Here is an 18,386-nt window from a genome sequence, read left to right on the forward strand (position 1 = left end):
AGGGTCACCAGTACTTGCTGATCAGGTAGCCGGCGTATCCGGCCGCGGCGCCCACCGCGGCTCCGGCGGCGGTCCCCACTCCGGGGACCACCGAGCCGACCAGTGCCCCCACCCCGGCTCCGGCCAGGGTGGCGCTGCCCGCGCCGACCGCCTCGGCGACGGGTTGCGAGGCGCCCAGGGAGGTGGCCCCGGACTCGGCGAGGTTGCCCACCACCGCGCCGGTGGCCAGGCTGGCGCCCACGACGGGGGTGTAGGCGGCGGCGGTGGTCAGTCCGGCACTGGTGGCGGCCAGCGCCGTGGACGTGGTGCCGGTGGTCGCGGCGGCGGCCGACGCGGTGTAGTAGGCCCCGGCGGAGAAGGCCAGCTCGGCTTCGACGACACCCGGGACCACGCCGCGGGTGATCGCCAGCGCGCCGTTGCCGGCGGCGGCGCCGAAACCACCCGGCGCGGGCAGCGAGGCACCCGAGGACCGGGGCGAGGGCGTCGGCGGTCGGGGCGTGTAGTCCATCTCCACCTGTGCCGAGGGCGTGCTCGGCGGCGAGGGCGGCCTGGGGGTGCTCTGCGGCGCGGCGGTGCTGACGGGCAACTGCGGCCGGGTGGGCTGTCCCTTGGAGTCGAACAGCTCGAACTGCGCCGGCGGTTCGGGGAAGGCGAAGGACTGCTGGGCGGGACCCAGCGGCGTCGACACCGGGGCGGACGTGGTGGCGGGCAACGTGACCAGCGGCGTCTGCGGGCCCGGCGGCGTCCAGGACTGGAATCCCGGCGTCAGGAAGTTCGGGTTGGTGGGCGGCTGACCGTACTTGGTGCCGGGCACCGCGCCGGGGTCGGCACCGCCGACCCGGGCGAACAGTCCGGCGGCCTTGGCGGCCTGCGAATCGGCGCGTTCCTGGACCGACTGCAGGGCGTTGGACAGCGCGTTCTGCGCGTACACGGGCGACACCGTCCCCGCCGGCTGTGACCAGAATGGATGGTCTTCGAGGTGGCCGGCGGCGATCGGCCCGTCCAGGCCCCACATCTGGGCCACCTTTTGCAGGTTGGCGCGGGTGGCGTCGGAGATGCCCCGGCCCTTGGCGGTGGCGGTCACCTGTTGCCAGAACGCCGGTGACTGCGCGAAGTTCAGTTGCTCGGGTTCGTCGCCCTCCAAACCGCTCGGGTCGGTGCGCCGCAGCGGATTGTTGCCCACATAGGCGTACGGGCAAGCGCCGTCGCGGGGGCCGGCCGGGTCGGCCGAGGTCCAGCGCCCCAACCAGGGCGCGTAGTACCGGGCGCCCTGGTAGTACAGGCCGGACTCGGTGTCGCGTTCCTTGCCGGTGAAGCGGTAGCGCTTGGGGGTCTCGGTATGTTCGCGGGTCGACTGGAACGAGGTGCCGCCGAACGGGTAGTACTCCTCGAAACTGATCACCTGCGCCTGGTCGTCGAGCTCCAATCCGGACGAACCCAGGTGGTCGGCGAGCTGGTACCTGGTCAGGGACTCCGCGCCGGGGTCCTCGCCGGCGACGCGGCGGTCCACGATGGCCACCCGCTTCTTGTCGTCCATGACGTGGAAGCTCTGCCGCTCCACGTCCAGGTCGCCGCCGGTGTAGGTCCGCGTGATCTCGAAGCCGCCCAGATAGACGCGTTCGGAGCGCAGCTGTCCACCGTGCTCGGTGACCTTGCGCATCCGCTCGCCGGTGTTGTCGTACACGTAGTAGGTGGTCTCGGCGTCGCCGTCGTCGACGGACTGTCGTGAGCTGTGGCTGAGCTGGTCCTTGAAGTTCCAGGCCATCACCGGCAGTTCCGGCATCGCGGTGACGTTGCCGTGCGCGTCGTAGGCGAAGGACGCGTCACCCACGTCGGTGAGCCGGTTGCCGATGTCGGCCGGATCGATGAGGCTGGCCTCGGCGTAGTGGTACCGGCGCGTCCAGCCACCGTGCCGCGGATCCGAGCCGCGGTGCCTGACCGACAGCAGGTTCCCGACGGCGTCGTAGTCGTAGCGCTCCACGTATCGCGCCATCGCCTTGCCGTCGTTGGGATGCGGCAGGCCGAGCCGCCGCTCGTCGTCCTGGCCGGTCGGCAGCTGCCCCAGGTGTTCACGGCCGTGGGCTTCGATGAGCCTGCCGGTGGAGTCGTAGGTGTAGGAGTTACCGGCCTCGACGCGCTGGTTGCGGAAGAACACCGCCTGTTTGGTGCGGTCGGTGATCCTGGTCAGGTTCCCCGACGGATCATAGACATAGGACAGATCCTGCACGGACTCCTTGCCGCGCACGGTGTGCAGCCGGGTCAGCCGGAACGTCAGCGGATGGTACTCGTAGGTCGTGACGGTGCCGTTGCCGTAGTCGACGCGGGTCCGCCTGCCCTGCGCGTCGTAGCCGACGTCGGAGACGAACTCGGTGGCGTCCTCGACGCCGCCCACTCTGACCTCCAGGTGGTCCAGCAGCCCGGACTCGTTGAAGCGCGGATGACTGACGGTGCCGTCCGGAGCGACCGTCCGCACCGGACGGTTGAGCGCGTCGTAGCCGGTGCGGGAGTCGTGGACCGCCGCCTCCAACGGCACGTCGGTCGACCAGTCCGGGGAACGCCGGTACTCGGTGGCCAGCTGCCGGGTGGCCCGCACCGGATTGCCCTTGAAGTCGAAGTCCCGGTTGACCGCGACCCCGGCCGCGTCGAAGCGACGGTGGACTTTCAACCGCAGGTTGCGTTTCGACGCGTCCGTGACGGTCTCGCCGTACTCGATGCGTTCGTGCTGGATCTCGCCGTCCAGGTCACCGCCGGACACGAAGTATCCGGTGGCGCGGCGCAGGACGTCGTACTCGTTGCGGTAGTCGAAACCGTTGTCGTGCCAAGCGCGCACCGGCAGCGCGTCGATGCTGTCCAGCAGCAGTCGGCGCCCGGAGTCCATACCGGACTGGGAAACCCGCTGACCGAGCATGTCGTACTCGCAGGCCGTCATCACCCGGCCCAGGGCGTCGGTCACCCGCAGCTCGTTGCCCTCGATGTCCAGTTCGGTCAGTATCCGTTGCCGCTCGTCGACGGTGGCCCCGTCGCGGACGAACCGGTTGCGGGCCAGGCTCAGGAAGGTACGCCCCTGCGAGTCGAACCAGCTGGTGGCGAAGGTCCCCGCGTGCGGTTCGGTCGCGCGGGCCGCCTCCCGTTCGGCCTGACCCAGCTCACCGCCGACCCGCTGTTCGTACCAGCTGGTCCAGTCCGGAACCGAGTCGAAATAGGACTGCACGAAGCCGCCGATGTCGCCGTCCTTGCGGGGATCGGTCAGCAGCGTGTCGCTGGCGTCCCAGAAGTCCTGCCGCCACGGGTCGAAGACGGTCTTCTCCCAGGTGTCGTCGGGGTTGAGCACCGCCACCACCCGGGTGAGCGGGTCGTAGAACATCACCGGACTGACGCCGAAGGGACTGTCGGGCTGGTAGCGGTGCGTGTCCGAATAGAACGGTTCGTATTGGCGGACCGGCTTTCCCTTGTTGTTGAACACGGTCCAGCCGCTGACGATCCAGCGGGGATCGGCGGTCCCGCCGCCGGGAACCGGCCCCGGCTCGGCTATCGCCTTGCGCTGGATCTCGCGGCCGAAACCGTCCGAATACGACAGTCGGTGCTGGAGCCGCGCCTCGGCGCCGACATCGAGGTCCGACACGTGGGTCTCACGCGCGATGGTGGCACTGGCGACCGGCGACGGACGCTCCTCGTCGCGGGTCCGCAGATAGGCCAGCCGGTCGTGGAGGACCCGGTTGGACGCGGTGCCCAACAGCCGGGCCGCCGACTCCCGGGGATCGTCGACATAGGCCGCGATGTCGGCCTCGGACAGGTCGATCGTGAAGTCGTCGAGGCTGTCGCCGAGGTCCTGGCCGTCCTTGGCCATGACCGCGGTGCCCGCCACCTCGCCCAGCGCGTCGTAGGCGATCCGGTTGCGGTTGCCGTTGGGATCGGTGATCTGCCACGGCAACAGCACCCGGTAGTCGTTGTCGGCGCGCACCTCGTTGCCGAGCGGGTCGCGGGTGACGACGACGGCGAGATCGTGCTCGTCGTACTCGGCCACCGACGTGGCGCCGAAGGCGTCGCGGACGCGGCGGACACCGAAGAAGTGCGACCGGGCGTGCGCCAGTTCCTCGGCCGCCGAGTCCTCCGGGGCCGGGGACAGGAAACCCCGCCCCGACGGCGCCCACAGCGCGCCGTCGAAGCCGACGTAACCGGCTTCGGCGAGCACGGCCTCGTCCACCCGGTCCCCGTACAGTTCGTCGAGCATGTCGGGGGTGAACGCCTGCCGGTAGCTTTCGAACGGGAGCCCCTGCGCCTCGAGGACACCGAACGGCAGCGGCCCGTCCAGATCGTCACGGCGGTACCGGACCCGCACCTGTTCCACCAGTCGCCGCCCGACACCGGTCTGTGTGTCGCGGTACGGGATATCGGCGGTCGTGTCCGCCAGCCCGGCTTCCAGTTCGGTGAAGTCGAAGACGTTGAACCCCTTGCCGTCACCCGACACGGGCGCCAGCCCCCGGATCTCGAAGGCCCGGTTGCCACTGGGCTGCGGCAGCCGGTAGTCGTCGGCGTCGTCCACGGTGTTGGTGTAGTCGAACTCGGTGTACAAGACCTGCGTCAGGCGTTGCAGCGCGTCCTCACCGGACAGTTCCGGATCGCCGAAGCGACGGGGATAGTTGACGGCGGCGCTGGCCAGCGTGTTGCCGAACTCGTCGACGCGCAGCACCACCTCGTGGGCCAGCCGGGGATCGGCGAACGGCTGTCCGGCCAGTGTGTACAGTGTGCGTTCGTAGTCGGCGGTGATGGTCTCGCGGCCGTGGACCTGGAACACCGCGAAGCCGTCGGGACCCGCTTCCCGCAGCCGCCGCACCCCGTAGTTCTGTTCCACCACCGTGTAGGGGATCTCGGAGGTCACGCCCCCGTCGAGCGCGAACACCTCCTTGCGCAACAGCTTGCCCCGCAGGGCCCGCAGCGCCTGTCGCTCCTCCTCGGGGCTGAGTCCGTCCGGCAGCACCGTGTCGGGCAGCAGCAGTTCGGCGTCGCCCTCGGGCCGGTAGTACTCGCCCGCCAGCTGCCGCGAGATCCGCTCGGTGCCCAGGTGCGCCCCGGTGTGGAACCAGGTCTTCATCAGCACCGGCGGCAGCTGCGTCACGGCGTCCACGTTCGACGCGGCGAGCGCGGGGAAGGTCTCGGTGTCGAGCTGTTCGACCATCGCGAAGCCCCGGAACTCGCGCTCGACGCCGTCGAAGTAGCCGTGGTGGTACGTGTAGGTGGTGGCGAAGCGGTGCCCGGAGATCCGGTCGACGATCTCCACACGGGACACCACGTGCACCGGGAACGGCAACCTGGTGATCCAGTCCCGGCCGTCGCGCTGGTCGTCCAGGTAGAAGCGGGTCGAGGGCGTGTACTCGATGCGCGTCTCGGCACCCATGTTGTTGACAATGGACGTCAGCAGGTGCGGTTTGGTGCTGCCCATGAGGTCCAGGTACCGCACCCGGGTCCCGGTCTCGGCCAGCAGCGGCGACGACCACACCAGGCAGGCGGTGCCGTTGCCCAGCAGGTCCACGGTCGACACCCGCGCGAGCCAGTCAGCGCGCGGAAACGCCACCCCCAGACCCTGGGGTGCCTCCCAGGCGTTGCCGCAACGGTTGCGGTACACCCGCGCCTCAGTGCGGTGCAGGTAGATCAGGTCGACGGTCCCAGAACCGTCGATGTCGGCCAGCCGAATCCGTCGCGGATCGAACTGGTCGGGCTCGTCCAGCCACGGCGAGTCGTCCATGGTGACGCGGGCACCGAAGACCCCGTAGCCGAGGTTCGGCCAGTAGCAGACCTCCCCGTTACGGACACGCACCATATCGGACAGTCCGTCACCGGACATGTCGGCCAGGTACACCGCGTCCTCGCCGTGGGCGAACACCAACCGGGGCCCGTCGGCCTCGTCCAGCGGCGGGTAGGTGCGCATCGCCGCGCCGTAGCCGTCCTCGCTGAGCGACGGGTGCCAGGTGAACACGTCGTCCTCGGTGATGAGGATGTCGGCCAAGCCGTCCCCGGTCAGGTCGACCATCCGCAGGTTCGGGTTGGCGGCGTCCAGGTTGGGCGGCGAGGCGAACGTACGGAAGCTCCGCCATTCGCCGTCGTCGCCCCGCTCGAAGAAACCCGACGCCGCGAAGTTGAGGTCCACCAGGTCCAGTGAGCCGTCCCCGGCCAGATCGACCAGCCGCTGTCCGGGGCCGTCGATGTCGGCCAGCGACGGTTGCGAGGACACCTGGCGGATCGGTCCGAAGTGGCCGTCGCCGAGATTGGGTTTGTAGAAAAGGCCGGTAGCCTGCTGGCTCAACACACCCGACAGGCCCTCGCCGTCCAGGTCCACCCACTGGTAACCCGGCCCCTCCACCCCGACCGGAAGGTTCTCCATCGCGGATTCGTCCAGCTGCCGGGGCCGGGTGTCGATCTCCACCCGGGTGTAGTCGTATTCGAGCGGCGGCAGCGCGGCGGTGACGTATCCGGCGCCGTCGCGCCGGTAGCCGGTACGGCGCACTGTGGACATGAAGCTGCCCACCGGGTCGTCACGGTACTCGAAGCCGGTGGCGTTGACGAGCGTGTCGGGCGGCAGTTCCGGGAAGTGGTGGAACATCAGCACACGCTGGCAGCGGCGGTAGCTTCGCACCTCGAAGCCGGAACGGTAGCTGGAGAACGGATCGACGCGCACGTCCCAGTCGCGGTTCTCGGCGGGGGAGTCGGTGTCGTGTTCGCCGTAGTCGAAGACCACCTCGAACAGCCAGCCGGTGCCGGACAGGTCGGGCTCCAGCAGCCGCGAGACGGTGTTGCCGTACCTGATCCGTTTGAGATACCGCTGGGCGGTGCGGTCGGCGTCGGTGCGGGTGGCCTCGTGTGGCGCCGCGACGTCGACCCCGGCGGCGTCCTCGGTCTTGTACTCGTAGAGCATCGCGTTGCCGCGGCTGTCGACGGATTCGCACAGCAGCCAGGTGAAGATCCGCCGGGGATCGCGCGGGTCGGCGATACGGCTTTCGGCGGTGGTCCCGTAGCGGTTGGTCAGGTTGTCGCCGGTGATGACCCGCCAGTGCGACTCGCCGCTGGCGTCGTGCGTCCACTGCTCGATCCGGGAGTGTCCCGACTCGACACGTGGCTGGTACCGCCGGACCGTGAAACCTTTGCCCTCGTGCAATCGGTGCTGGATACCGGGTATGGGCACAAGGTCCTCGGTGTCGGACAGGATGTACGTGTCGGGCGAGCTGTCGTCGTAACGCGGAAGTCCTTTGTCAGTCTTCCGGGTGACGTTCGCGAGCGAGAGCCGCCAACCGATCCCAAAAGGACCATTCCCGTTTCCCGAGTCGTAACCAAGACTCAACGAAGGACCGAACCCCGCGCGGCCGGGACTGGTTGCTATGGGGACAGAGGTGGACCCAGTCCCGGTCGCGGGGTTGGCGGCGAATTTCTCGCCGATGCCGCGGACCGCGCCACCCCCTGTGGGCAGCGAAATCTCCGGCAAGCTGGGCCCGGTGGGGGTTGTCGACGCCTCACTGTCGTCTGGCCGTGGCTGTGCGGTTTCCATGTGATGTGGCACCTCCGTAGACCCGGCACGAGCGTGTGAGTGTCCGTAGTGGAGGCCGTTGTTTCCGTTGTGGCCACTGCCCTCCCCGGATATCCCAAACCGAACCTATTTCACGACCTCACGGGGTGTCCATGACCGATCACGCATTTCCGGGGGGCATTTGGTCCCGGTTCGTCCGCCGATGGACCCTGTGGGGCCAATCAGGGTCAAAGGGCCCGCGGCGCCGGGCAATCGGGCACTGAACACCCGGCATTTGCTGAAATAGCTTCGCCTGAGGAGGTTTCCGAACATGGTGGAAAGCGGACCCCCCAACACTTCTCGGGGAACAGAAGCACGGGACGACGAAAATCCACAACAGACTATGGTGCCGAGGGCACCCGCGATCTCACTGCCGACCGGGGGCGGCGCCATCCGGGGAATCGGCGAGAAGTTCGCGGCCAACCCGGTCACCGGCACCGGAACCGGCAGCGTGCCGATACCGACCAGCCCCGGACGATCCGGCTTCGGCCCCGAACTGGTCCTGGCCTACGACTCCGGCAACGGCAACGGTCCATTCGGGATCGGATGGAAACTGTCGGTACCAGCCATAACCCGCAGGACCGACAAGGGTCTGCCGCGCTATCAGGACACGATGGACGACGGCGACGTCTTCGTGCTGTCGGGCTCGGAGGACCTTGTCCCCGAACCCGGTCACGACCGCACCCGCCAGCTGGGGGAGCGGCGGTTCGCCGTCCGGCGCTACCGTCCCCGGATCGAGGGACCGTTCGCGCGCGTCGAACACTGGCGGGACCTCGCGGACGGCCAGACACACTGGCGAGCCATCTCCCGCGAGAACATCACCACTGTGTACGGTTCCACCGCGCAAAGCCGCATCGCCGACCCGGCCGCCCCGAACCGGGTCTTCAGCTGGCTGGTGTGCGAGTCCTTCGACGCGCTGGGCAACGCGATGCAATACGAGTACAAGCCGGAGGACTCGCGCGGCGTCGACACGTCGGTTGTCCACGAGGCCACTCGCACCGACGCGGACCGCACCGCCCAGCGATACCTGAAACGGATCAAGTACGGCAACCGGCGATCCCGCCTGACCGCGCCGAATCTATCCACAGCGGACTACATGTTCGAGGTGGTCTTCGACTACGGGGAGCACGACACCGGCACTCCCGCCGAGGAGCGCGACTGGGACGTGCGCGTCGATCCGTTCTCCAGCTACCGTTCCGGCTTCGAGGTGCGCAGCTACCGGCTGTGCCGCCGGGTCCTGATGTTCCACCACTTCCCCGACGAGACCGACGTCGGCGCCGACTGCCTGGTACGCGCCACCGAGTTCGACTACCGCACCGAGACCATCGGCGCCTTCATCGCGTCGGTGACGCAGCGCGGATACCGCCGCCAGGGCGACGAACAGATCAGCCGGGCACTGCCGCGAGTGGACTTCGACTACAGCCGCGCGGTCATCGACGAGACACCGCGAACCCTTCCGGCTGACAGTCTGGCGAACCTGCCGCAAGGCGTGGAGGGTCCGGGCTACCAGTGGGTGGACCTGGACGGCGAAGGCTTGTCCGGTGTACTGAGCCAGCAGGGCACCGGCCTGTTCTACAAACCCAACCTCGGCGACGGCCACTTCGGACCCGTCCGGCAGCTGCCGTCGCAGCCGTCCACCGGTGTCTACGATTCCCCGCGACTGCTCGACCTCGCCGGTGACGGCTCACTCGACGTGGTCGATCTCGCCTCCTCGACACCGGGCTTCTACGAACGCACCGAGGACGGCGGCTGGCGAACGTTTCGGCCGTTCGCGTCGATGCCGAACCTCGACCCGAACGATCCGAACCTGCGCTTCGTGGACCTGACCGGCGACGGTTTCGCCGACGTCCTGATCACCGAGGACGACGTGTTCACGTGGCATCCGTCCCTGGGTGAGGACGGCTACGGCACCGCGGAACGCACCTATCCGCCGCTGGACGAGTCGGCCGGGCCTCGACTGGTGTTCGCCCACGGCGAGGACGGAATCCATCTGGCCGACATGTCCGGTGACGGACTGTCCGATATGGTGCGCGTGCGCAACGGGGAGGTCTGCTACTGGCCGAACCTCGGCTACGGACGTTTCGGTGCCCGGGTCACCATGGACGACTCACCCTGGCTGGACGAACCCGAGTCCTTCGACCAGCAACGTGTGCGCCTCGCCGACATCGACGGCTCCGGATGCGTCGACCTGATCTACCTGCACCGCACCGAGACCCGCGTCTACCGCAACCGTTGCGGCAACACCTGGGAGCCACCGCAGGGCCTCGGCGTCGCGTTCCCGCGCACCGACCAGGTCGCGCAGGTCTCGGCGACCGATCTGCTGGGCAACGGCACCGCCTGTCTAGTGTGGTCGTCCCCGCTGCCCACGGAACTGGGATTCCACGTCCGGTACCTCGACCTGATGGGCAGCGTAAAACCGCACCTGCTGACGTCCGTCGTCAACAACATGGGCGCCGAAACCCGCGTCGCCTACGCGCCGTCGACCCGCTTCTACCTGGACGACCAACGCGACGGCCACCCCTGGATCACCAGGCTGCCGTTCCCGGTGCACGTGGTCGAACGGGTGGAGACCATCGACCACATCAGCCACAACAGGTTCGTGTCCCGCTTCGCGTACCACCACGGCTTCTTCGACGGCGTCGAACGCGAGTTCCACGGCTTCGCGATGGTCGAACAGTGGGACACCGAAAGTCTCGCCGCGCTCGGCCAAGCCCCCAATGTGGACGAGGTCACGTACCTGCCGCCGGTTCACACCAAGACCTGGTTCCACACCGGAGCCGATCTGCCCGACGGTGACGTCTCCGCGAAGCTGGCCACCGAGTACTTCCCGGACGAGACCATCCGGCTACCGGAATCCACACTGCCCACCGAGTCCCTGACACCCGACGAACGGCGGCAAGCCCTCCGGGCCCTGAAAGGCACCACGCTGCGGCGCGAAACCTACGCCGACGACGCATCCCCTGCGGCATCCCGCCCGTACCTGACAGCCAGCCAGAACTACACGGTCAAGCTGCACCAGGCCGTCACCGGGCCGCTCGGCTACGCGGTGTTCTCCATCCACGATCGGGAACAACTGACCGCCCAGTACGAGCGTTCGCTCGCCGATCCGCGCGTGTCACACGAGGTGGTGCTCGCGGTCGACGACTTCGGCAACGTGCTGCGCTCGGTCGCCATCGGATACGGCCGCCTCACCCGCGATCCGTCGCTGTCCACGGCGGACCAGGATCGGCAGTCCCGCTCCCACGTGGTCTACACCGAGACTGGCTACACCAACCTGGTCGACACCGACAACGACTACCGCGTCCCACTTAGCTTTGAGTCGAGTAGCTTCGAGCTAAACGAAATAGACCCAACCCAAGCGTTCGATGTCGACTCGCTGAAAACGGCGGTGAGCACGGCCGACAGGAAGCTGCTGCGGCACTCCCGCAACCGGTACCGACGCGACGACCTCAGCGGGCCGCTTCCGCTGGGGGTACTGGAATCGCGAGCCTTGCCCCAGGTCGGCCACCAGAAGATCTTCACCGAGCGGCAGCTGACCGAAACCTACGGCGATCGCGTGGACGAGGCGGCAATGACGCGGGCTGGATACGAGCGCCTCGACGGCGACGACGGCTGGTGGAGTCCGTCGTCGACGGTCTTCTATTCGGTGTCGGATGATCCGGTCGTCGAACGCTACGACGCCATCGCGCACTTCTTCCAGCCCCGCCGGTTCCGTGACCCCTTCGGTGGCGAGTCCACCGTCGACTACGACGCCTACGATCTGCTGGTCACCGGCACCCGGGACCAGCTCGCCAACGAGACCAGCGCCGTCAACGACTATCGCGTGCTTTCCGCGCGGCTGTCCACTGACGCCAACGGCAACCGCTCCGCCGTCGCGTTCGACGCCCTGGGCATGGTCGTGGGAACCGCCGTGATGGGCAAGGACGGTGAGGGCGTTGGCGACAGTCTCGCCGGTTTCACGCCGGACCTGACCGACGCGGAGATCGACGGCTACTTCCGCGACCCGCTCGCCGATCCGCATGCGCTGCTCGGCGATGCCACCACCCGCATGGTCTACGACCAGTTCGCGTACTTCCGCACTCGCCACGACTCCCAACCCCGGCCGCCGGTCGTGGCCACCCTGTCGCGCGAAACCCACGCCGCCGACCTCGCCGACGGCGAATCCTCACGACTCCAACACTCGTTGTCCTATTCGGATGGATTCACCCGTGAAATTCAACAGAAGGCCCAAGCTGAACCCGGACCCGACGGCCGACCACGGTGGACCGGAACCGGTTGGACCGTCTTCAACAACAAGGGCAAACCGGTCCGCAAGTACGAGCCGTTCTTCTCCGCCACCCACGACTTCGAGTTCGCGGTGCTCAGTGGCGTTAGTTCGGTGCAGTTCTACGACCCACTGGGCCGGACCGTGGCGACCATCCATCCCAACGACACCTGGGAGAAGCTGACCTTCGACGCCTGGTACCAGGCGACCTGGGACGTCAACGACACCGTTCTGATCGATCCCTGCACCGATGCCGACATCGGCGGCTATGTGCGTGGATTCCTCGCCGCCCAACCCGACTGGCGAACCTGGTACGAGCAACGTGTCAACGGCGAGCTGGGGGAGTACGAGCAAGCCGCCGCCCGCAAGACCGAGACGCACGCCGCGACTCCCGGCCGCGCCTGGCTCGATGGCTTGGGGCGCGCCATTTTCAGCCTGTCCGATAATCGGGACGAGATCTTCGCGACTCGCACGACCCTCGACATCGAGGGCAGCATCCTTGAGGTGGGCGACGCGTTGGATCGGGTCGTGGTGCGCTACGACTATGACCTGGTGGGTGTCCAGATCGGACAGGACAGCATGGACACTGGGCGGCGGTTGCTGCTCAACGACGTCGTTGGGCAGCCGGTGTTGGCGTGGAACAGCCGGGGGTTGCGCTTCCGGACTGAGTACGACGCGTTGCGGCGGCCGTTGCGGATGTTTGTGGCGGAGGGTGAGGACGCCGAGGTCCTGTTCGAGCGGTACGAGTACGGGGAGGCGCATCCGGAAGCGGCGCAGCGGAACTTGCGCACCCGGTTGTATCGGCACTACGACACGGCGGGTGTCGCCGGGACGCCGAGGTTCGACTTCAAGGGGAATGCGCTGACGACGTCGCGGCAGCTGGCGGTGGGCTATCGCGAGGACCCGGACTGGGCGGGGGATGTGCCGCTTCAGGAGGCCGTCTACGCCAGCCACACCGCGTTTGACGCGCTCAACCGAGCGACCCGGTTGACGGCACCCGACGGTAGCGAAATTGTGCCGGGCTACAACGAGGCCAACCTGTTGGAACGGCTCGATGCCACGCTCGCTGGGGCTGGGGCTGGGGCTGGGGCTGGGGCTGGGGCTGGGGCTGGAGCTGGAGCGGCCACCGCGTTCGTCACCGGTATCGACTACAACGCTCGTGGCCAGCGCCGGTCGATCGAATACGCCAACGGCGTGCGCACCGAGTACGGCTACGACGACGAGACCTTCCGGCTCACCACCTTGCGAACCGTCCGAGGATTGACCGCGCTGCAAGACCTCACCCACACCTACGACCCGATCGGCAACATCACCCACATCGCCGACGCCGCGCAGTCGACGGTGTTCAACGGCAACCAGCGCGTCGAATCGAGCGCCGACTACACGTTTGACGCGACCTATCGGCTCGTCGAAGCCACTGGCCGCGAACAGATCGGCGCGGCCGACGACGGCGAGGCGCTGGGCCGGTACCTGCGGCGCTTCGGCTACGACCAGGTCGGGAACCTGCTGTCCATGACGCATTGGGCCACCGATCCGGCGAAGTCAGGCTGGACCCGCCGCTACCGGTACGACGAGGCGAGCCTGCTCGAACCCGGCGTTCCCGGGAACCGGCTCAGTGCCATCACCGACAATGGACCGACCACGCCGCAGCGCTTCAGCTATGACGAGCACGGCAACACGACCGCGATGCCCGAGCTGCCGTCACTGCGATGGGACTTCAAGGACCGGTTGCGGTCCACCGCTCGACGCGATGACAACGATCTGGCCACGACGTTCTACGTGTACGACGCCAACGGCAACCGGGTCCGCAAAGTCACCGAGCACCACGGTTCCCGGCTCTCCGAGCGGGTCTACCTGGGGCCGTTCGAGATCCACCGCCGCCACCGCGCCAACGGCGAGCTGACGCTCGAACGCCAAACCCTGCACATTCTCGACGGTGAACAGCGCATCGCGCTCGTCGAGCGTCGCACGGAAGGCGATGACGAAGGTCTGGAGCGACTGACACGGTTCCAGCTCGCCGACCAGATCGGCTCGTCCACTCTGGAGTTGGACGACAGTGCGCGGATCATCTCCCATGAGGAGTACTACCCCTACGGCGGCACCGCCGTCGAATCCGTCCGCAGCCGTACCGAGACCCCGAAACGCTACCGCTTCACCGGCAAGGAACGCGACGAGGAGTCCGGGCTGTACTACCACGGCGCCCGCTACTACGCGCCCGGACTGGGGCGCTGGACCAGCGGCGATCCGAAGGGAATCGCCGAGGGGCCGAACCCGTACGTCTACACCAGAAACAACCCGATCGTCTTCGCCGACCCCGACGGCCGGGAGGCCCGGCTCATCATCAATCCGGTCAAGCACACCGTCACCGTGCGGACCACCGTGCACCTGTACGCCGCCACCGACGCCGAACGCACGGCGTTGCGGGAAGTGGCCAAGAAGGCCGAGGCGTACTGGGCGAATCCAACGGTGGCCACCGAGAGCGAAGTCAACACCGCCGTGGCGGCCAAGACGTCGATACCCAACCGGGGAACCGGTGCCACCATAAACAATCAACAGTGGACGCTCAACTACGACATCAAGTACCAGGTTCACGATTCCCCGACCGCGCCCATCAAGATCGACAAGTCCGGCTTCGTGGTGGACGAGAAACAGGCCGCCGCCGACAAGTTCGAAGTGGGCGACAACGTCCTGACGCTTCGCGCGCCCAAGAAGGGCGAGGGCATCGGCGGGCGGGTCGAACATCTGGCGACCAACTACCAGAGCCGACGGGAACCCGACGGTGCGCTCGTCCAGCGCAACATCAACAGCCACATGGTCGGCGAGGTCATAGCCAACAGCAAGACCGAGTCCGACAAGGGTGCGCTGCTGCGCCGCCTCATCCACGAAACCGGTCACACGATCGGGATGGACGAACGCTACTACCTGTTCCAGGGCGGCTATCCCGGTTTCGCCAACGACGTGATGGCGGCCGACGACGGCTACTCCACCCGCGTCATCGATCCCAGGCACATCACCGAATACCTGAACTTCGCGGTGGCGCTCATGACCCGAGCCTCGCCGGGAGCCACCGGACCGCACACCTTCCTGCTGAGTACGTTCATCGATGACACTCAACGAGGACGGCTGAATCCGAGCGATTCCGGTTACGCGGCAGCTCAGACCGCCGCGCAGGCCGCCGCGGTGACCGAGACTTTGTGGACCACCGTCTTGTGGCTGCGTTCGCAGACGGCCGGTGGCAAGGCGATCGCCGATCTGCTGCCGCACATCCCCTCGGGGTTCGTCAACGCGAAACCGCAACCCCAGCTCCAGGGTGTCGGGGAGGGACTAATCCCGCGATGATCGCGATGGCCGTGGTACCCGCGGGGATCTGCTTCGTCTCGACGAGCCGGAAGGTTCCGCACATCATCTTGGCGGTGTAGATCCGGTCGAGCTCGATACCGTGCCGGGCCCGGAAATCGTCGATGAACGCCAGCAGCTCCGGCGTGCGCTTCGCGTACCCTCCGAAATGGAAATCGGCGTTGATGGACCAGTTGTCGCCGACGTTCCCGTACGCCTCGCGCTGCAACCGCCGCACCTCCTCGCTGAGGAAGTCGCCACCCTTCAGCACCTGAAACCCCAAGGCCCGCTTGCCGTCCGGCAACCCGGCCGCGATACCCGCCAGCGTCCCGCCGGTACCGGACGCACAGCACACGAGGTCGTAATCGACGTCGATCTCACCCGGCAACTCAGCGCACCCCTTGACGGCCAACGCATTACTGCCACCCTCGGGAATCAGATAGAACTCCCCGAACCGCTCCCGCAAACCCGCGACCACATCGGCGTCGGTCTTACGCCGATACGTCGTCCGGTCCATATAGGTCAACCGCATCCCCTGCCGCACCGCGAACTCCAGCGACGGATTCAACGGCAACCGCTCCTCACCACGAATCACCCCGACCGTGGCGAAACCCAGCGCCCGCCCGGCCGCCGCCACCGCCCGGACATGATTCGAGTACGCCCCACCGAACGTCAACAGCGTCGCGAACCCACGCTCCCGAGCCACTTCCAGGTTGTACTTCAGCTTCCGCCACTTGTTGCCCGGCACGTCGGGATGAATCAGATCGTCGCGCTTGACCAGCACCCGCACCCCGTGCCGCTCCAGCCGCTCGTCGCGCAGCTCCACGACCGGCGAAGGCAGGACGGGTTCCAGCCCCCGCGTGACGTCCGGATTCACCGGCCCATCCTGGCACGCAGCCGCATCAGCCGCCAAGCGCCTCCGCGATCGCCGCCTCCAGAATGTCCACACCCGAGTGAAGCTCCGCCTCGCCGATCGTCAACGGCGGCGCGATGCGAAAGATCCCGCCCATCCCCGGCAACTGGACGATGTTCATGTGCAGCCCCCGTTCCAGGCACGCCGCCGTCACCGCCTTACCCAGCTCGTCCGCGGGCGCCTTGGACTTCTTGTCCCGCACCAGTTCCAGGCCCTGCAACAGACCCCGCCCCCGGACATCCCCGACCACCTCGAAGCGTTCCCGAAGCGCCAGCAACCTGTCGGTGAGCTGAGCGCCCAGCCGCGCCGCCCTGGCCACCAGCCCCTCGCGCTCGATCACGTCCAGCACCGTCACCGCGACCGCCGCCGCCAGCGGATCCGACACGTGCGTCGTATAGAACAGGAAACCCCGCTCGTGACACACCCGCTCGATCGCATCGCTCGTCACGACCGCCGCCACCGGCAACCCAGCACCCAGCGTCTTCGACAGCGTCAGCAGATCGGGGACGACCCCGTCGCGTTCGAACGCGTACATGGCCCCGGTGCGGCCCAAGCCGGTCTGCGCCTCGTCGAGGATGAGCAGCATCCCGCGCTCGTGGCACAACTCCCGCAGCCGACGCAGGTACCCCGGCGGCGGGTCGATGATGCCGCCCGAGGACAGGATCGGCTCGACGAGGCACGCGGCCAGGCTCCCGGCCGACTGCTGATCCACCAGCGCGAAACCGTAGTCGAGTTCGCCCTCCCAGTCGTAGGACCCGTCCGGGTTGCGAAACGGGGAGCGGTAGCCGTTGGGCGTCGGCAGCACCAGGTTCCCCGGCGTCGGCGGGCCGTAGCCGCGCCGCCCCGCCGAGAACGTCGCCGAGGCCGCGCCCTGCGTCATGCCGTGCCAGGACCGGTCGAAGGACACGATCTCGTAGCGGCCGGTCGCCAGCTTCGCCATCTTCAGCGCCGCCTCGTTCGCCTCCGCGCCCGTGGTCAGCAGCAGCGTCTTGCCCAACGGCGCGGGCAGGGCCGCGTCGAGCTTCTCGGCCAGCTGGAGCACCGGCGGGCTGAGCATGCCGCTGTACAGGTGATCCAGGGACGCCACCGCGCGCGACACCGTCGCGACGATGTCGGGGTGCCCGTGGCCGAGGATCGCGCTCATCTGCCCCGAGGTGAAGTCGAGGATCGCGGTGCCGTCGCTGTCGAAGACGTGCGACCCGGCGGCGCGTTCGATGAGCCGCGGCGTGAAGCCGACCCCGTAACGGATCAGGAGCCGGTCCGCCGCGTCCCGCGATGTCGTGTCCATAGTGGTTACCTCCTGGATGCTGCCGCTTGGATGTCATCCTCGCCGCCGGGCACCCATCGGCACAAGCAAACAAAACCAGGTGACCGTTCGGTGGTGCCTTATGGTTGCGGCATGCTCAACCCACGACGCCTGCTGGTCCTGCGCGAAGTCCTGGCCGCCGGATCCATCAACGCCGCCGCCCGGAACCTCAACTACTCGCCCGCGACCATCAGCCAGCACATGACGGCGCTGGCCCGCGAGACCGGACTGGTCCTGTTCGAGAAACAGGGACGCGGCATCGTCGCCACCGACGCCGCCCGGCAGCTCGCCGACCAGGCCGCCGCGCTGTTGGCCGACTTCGGGCGCCTGGAACGGGTCGTGGCGGACCTGCGCGGCGGCGACGCCGAACACCTGGCGATAGCCTGTTTCGCCTCGGCCTCGGAGAGCTGGCTGCCCGAGGTGGTGCGGACGGTGCGGCGCCACCGGCCCAACCTCACCGTCGAGATCAGCCTCAACGAACCCGTCAACGGACGCGGACGGCGGCAACCCGACCTCGACATCCGCACCGAACCCGCCGACGGCGTCGAACTGCGTCTCGACGGCTACCGGCGCCACGAGCTCACCGTCGAGGAACTGCTCGCCGTGGTCCCGGCCGGGCACCGGCTCGCCGGGGCCGAGCAGATCGCGCTGCGGGACCTGGAAGCCGAACCCTGGGTGGACCACGACATCTACGACAGCCCGATCGGACGGATCATGCTCAGCGCCTGCCGGGCCGCCGGATTCACGCCCCGCTACGCGGCCCGGCTCGACGACCATCGGGCGGCGCTGCGGCTGGTGGCGGCCGGAATCGGCGTCACCGTCCTGCCGCGACTGGCCGTCGCGGAACTGCCGGACGGGCTGGTCGCCAAACCCTTGGTCAACCCGACCGTGTCGCGGCGCATCGTCGTCCACGCCCGCCGGGACCGACGTCGCGGCGACCTCATCGCCCGCGCGGTGGCGCGACTTCGCGCGAGCGCCCACGACACCGACTGATTGCGCCAGTATGGAAGTC

5 protein-coding genes are annotated in these 18,386 nt (G+C 68.0%); 2 read left to right on the top strand and 3 right to left on the bottom strand.

All coding sequences use genetic code 11. The features are described from left to right. Window positions 1–4: 4 nt before the first annotated feature. Window positions 5–7,537 (bottom strand): SpvB/TcaC N-terminal domain-containing protein, encoded by a 7,533-nt coding sequence (locus SNAS_RS09345; protein WP_013017160.1) that lies wholly within the window; start codon window positions 7,535–7,537, stop codon window positions 5–7. Window positions 7,538–7,826: 289 nt separating this feature from the next. Between SNAS_RS09345 and SNAS_RS09350 the strand changes: the two genes are divergently transcribed. After that, complete coding sequence (locus SNAS_RS09350) at window positions 7,827–15,158, top strand: SpvB/TcaC N-terminal domain-containing protein (RefSeq protein ID WP_013017161.1); 7,332 nt, start codon at window positions 7,827–7,829, stop codon at window positions 15,156–15,158. Here SNAS_RS09350 and SNAS_RS09355 read toward each other — a convergent pair. After that, window positions 15,100–16,032: a 1-aminocyclopropane-1-carboxylate deaminase/D-cysteine desulfhydrase gene (locus SNAS_RS09355; protein ID WP_013017162.1), complete on the bottom strand. Its 933-nt coding sequence runs from the start codon at window positions 16,030–16,032 to the stop codon at window positions 15,100–15,102. The two genes, SNAS_RS09350 and SNAS_RS09355, sit on opposite strands and share 59 nt — an antisense overlap. 25 nt (window positions 16,033–16,057) lie before the next feature. Beyond that, window positions 16,058–17,356 carry an aspartate aminotransferase family protein gene (locus SNAS_RS09360; protein ID WP_013017163.1) on the bottom strand — a complete coding sequence of 433 codons (1,299 nt, stop codon included), beginning with the start codon at window positions 17,354–17,356 and terminating at the stop codon, window positions 16,058–16,060. A gap of 111 nt (window positions 17,357–17,467) precedes the next feature. On the opposite strand from SNAS_RS09360, the gene SNAS_RS09365 reads away from it, so the two are divergent. Next, window positions 17,468–18,367, top strand: a complete 900-nt coding sequence (locus SNAS_RS09365; RefSeq protein WP_013017164.1) for a LysR family transcriptional regulator — start codon at window positions 17,468–17,470, stop codon at window positions 18,365–18,367. Window positions 18,368–18,386: the final 19 nt, after the last annotated feature.

It is taken from the genome of Stackebrandtia nassauensis DSM 44728, from assembly GCF_000024545.1.
Taxonomy (GTDB): Bacteria; Actinomycetota; Actinomycetes; order Mycobacteriales; family Micromonosporaceae; genus Stackebrandtia; species Stackebrandtia nassauensis.